Origin of the sequence: Thiolapillus sp. (assembly GCF_048562965.1) — a bacterium.
Classification (GTDB): Bacteria; Pseudomonadota; Gammaproteobacteria; order Chromatiales; family Chromatiaceae; genus Thiolapillus; species Thiolapillus brandeum_A.
On the sequence record NZ_JBHNMF010000404.1, the window covers coordinates 1 to 2972 of the forward strand.

General features: G+C 46.1%; 1 protein-coding gene. It reads left to right on the top strand.

Annotated elements, in window-relative coordinates; all coding sequences use genetic code 11:
• The first annotated feature begins 29 nt into the window (after positions 1 to 29).
• Complete coding sequence (locus tag ACOCD2_RS15500; protein WP_419625773.1) at positions 30 to 2936, top strand: reverse transcriptase family protein; 2907 nt, start codon at positions 30 to 32, stop codon at positions 2934 to 2936.
• Positions 2937 to 2972: the final 36 nt, after the last annotated feature.

Genomic DNA, 2972 nt, shown 5'->3' on the forward strand with positions numbered 1-2972 from the left:
TGCGTCCTACTCGCAGACAACTGCTTCGCATTCCCCTTCATTCCTCCTCGACTGAAAACACGCTCCTTGTCTGTCTCTTCAATGCAAGATCCGTCGGCACGTCCAGGAGAAGATCCGACATCTCCACGTTCATGCTTGAAAACAACATCGACATCATGCTGCTGACGGAGACCTGGCTGCGCCCTGCTGGTGATGAGGCCAAGATCGCGGACCTGGCTCCGCCTGGATACTCAGTCCTCTCCTTCCCCCGCTCCTCGGGCGGACCCAGCGTCAAAGGTGGGGGAATCGCCTTCGTCTTGAGGGACTCTCTGAAGCAGCATGTTTCGTCCACCTCATCTTTTCCAGTTCAGCATCCTTGCTTCGAAGCCGCTCAACTGACTCTTACCTACAGTAAGCAGCTAACCAACTTCTTTTGTATCTACCGCCCTCCACCCAGTAAAAAGAACAACTTTACCGATTCCATGTTTTTCGATCAATTTTCCGACTTCCTTGAACACTCTGACAGTCTGCCCGGGAAAACACTTCTAATGGGTGACTTTAACTTTCATTTTGAAAATTTAGAAAACAACAACTCCAGAAAACTGCACGACATCATAGACATTTTCAACCTTACTCAATCCGTTACTGAACTCACTCACAACCAAGGCCACCTGCTTGACTTAGTGCTTTCTAAACAAAGTGACAACATCCTCCTTTCCACCAAATTACATCATGGACTCACATCTGACCACACAGCTATCTTATGCAAGCTTGATGTATCTGTACCCCTGCAAGAGCCTGAAACCTTCCAATACCGCTGTCTTAAAAAGATTGACACAAACACCTTTAAACAAGATCTCTCTGACGTTATCTCACGAAGTAGCTCTGTCTCCGACTACAATAACCACCTTCGTTCTGTCCTTGACAAGCACGCCCCTCTCTGCCGTCGCACATCCCGTACGAGGAAGCCGACACCCTGGTTCAGCAGTATCGCGGAGCAGTTCTGCGAGCTGAAAAGGGAGCGTCGGAAGGCAGAGAGACGTTGGCTCAAGTCTAAACTCACCGTCCACAAACAAATTTATGACTCCATTAAACAGAAAGTTACAGACCTAGTAGATAAAGCGAAGAGAACCTACTTCTCTGCAAAGATCCAATCTAGCACCACTTGTAAACAACTCTTTCAAAACTTCAACTCCATGCTCGGCAAAAACTTTTCTTCGCCGCTTCCTTCAGCTTTTGACTCTGATGATCTCCCGACTGTCTTTTCTGAATACTTTACGGAGAAGATCCGCACCATCAGAAACAATTTTCCTCCTCCAAACCCAACTGTTTCCTCTGTTGCCTCTTTCACCGGAGATCCCTTACAGACCTTTGACCCTGTCACTGATGACTTTGTCTTGAAAATAATTAAGAGTACACCTGCGAAATCTTGTGAACTTGATCCCATCCCCACCACACTTCTGTATGACAATCTTGACATCCTCTTGCCGACCATCACCAACATCATCAACACATCTCTTACTACTGGCATTGTACCACGTGGTCTGAAGACTGCAATCGTAAAACCCCTGTTGAAAAAGCCATCACTCGACAAGAATCTTTTGAAAAACTACCGCCCCATCTCTAACCTCCCATTTCTGTCTAAAATCCTTGAAAAAGTCGTTCTTCACAAACTTCTCTCCCATCTTCAAGCAAACAACCTCTGCAACCCCTTTCAGTCAGCCTATCGTGCAGGTCACAGCACCGAAACCGCCTTGTTGCGTGTCATAAACGACATTCTCTCTGCTCTGGACAATGACAACATTTCTGTTCTTCTGCTATTAGACCTTTCTGCAGCTTTTGACACTATTGACCATCAAATTCTCCTCTCCCGCCTCTATTCTCTTTTTGGTATTCAGTCTACTGCACTCGAATGGTTCGAGTCATATCTCTCAGACAGATGTCAGTTCACTTCAGTAAATAACTCATCCTCGCCACAATCACAGCTCAAGTATGGTGTGCCTCAGGGCTCGGTGCTGGGGCCCGTTCTCTTCGTCCTGTACACCACACCTCTCTCTGACATCATTGCAAGCCATTCTGTAAACCATCAACTTTTCGCAGATGACACGCAGCTCCAGAAATCCGCCCCTCTCAGTGAAATAGACAACCTCACCAAAGAACTCTGTGCATGCACAGATGACATCAAAGCATGGATGACAGAAAATCAACTCAAACTCAACGACGACAAAACAGAAGCTCTTCTCTTCTCCTTCTTTTCTTCATCGAAGCCCGCCGCCATTTCCCTCCCTGACTCGATTACTCTCGGTTGTCACAACATCCCTTTCTCTTATTCTGCTAGGAACCTTGGATTCATTCTTGACTCAGAATTGTCCATGAAGAAACATGTCATAAAGATCTGTCAAACCGCTCATTTCGAGCTCAAACGTATTAGTTCAATCCGCAGATTTCTCACTGAAGATGCAACCAAAACCCTTGTTACCTCCTACATCCTCTCGCGGCTTGATTACTGTAACTGTCTCCTCATGGGTGCACCCAATTCTGTCATCCAACCTCTCCAGAAAGTTCAAAACTTTGCTGCAAGACTCATTCTCATGGCACCTCGTCATCACCACTCGACACCTCTCCTGAAAAAGCTGCACTGGCTTCCCATTTCAGAGCGCATTAAATACAAAGTTGCATGCATGTGCTTCCATGCTATAAATGGATCTGGTCCTACTTACCTCTCTGAACTCTTACATATCTACACTCCGTCTCGCACGCTTCGCTCTTCTTCGGATTCCCGCATGCTCAAAATCCAACAATACAAACGCAAGACTCACGGCTTTCGCACTTTCACTTACTTTGGACCCTATGTTTGGAATTCACTCCCACAAGACATCAGGCAATGCTCAACTCTTACATCTTTTAAGGCGAACCTGAAAACCTTCCTTTTTTCACAGTACTTCCATTCCAGTTAACTTCAGTAGCCACTTCATTTATCAGAAACTGTATCT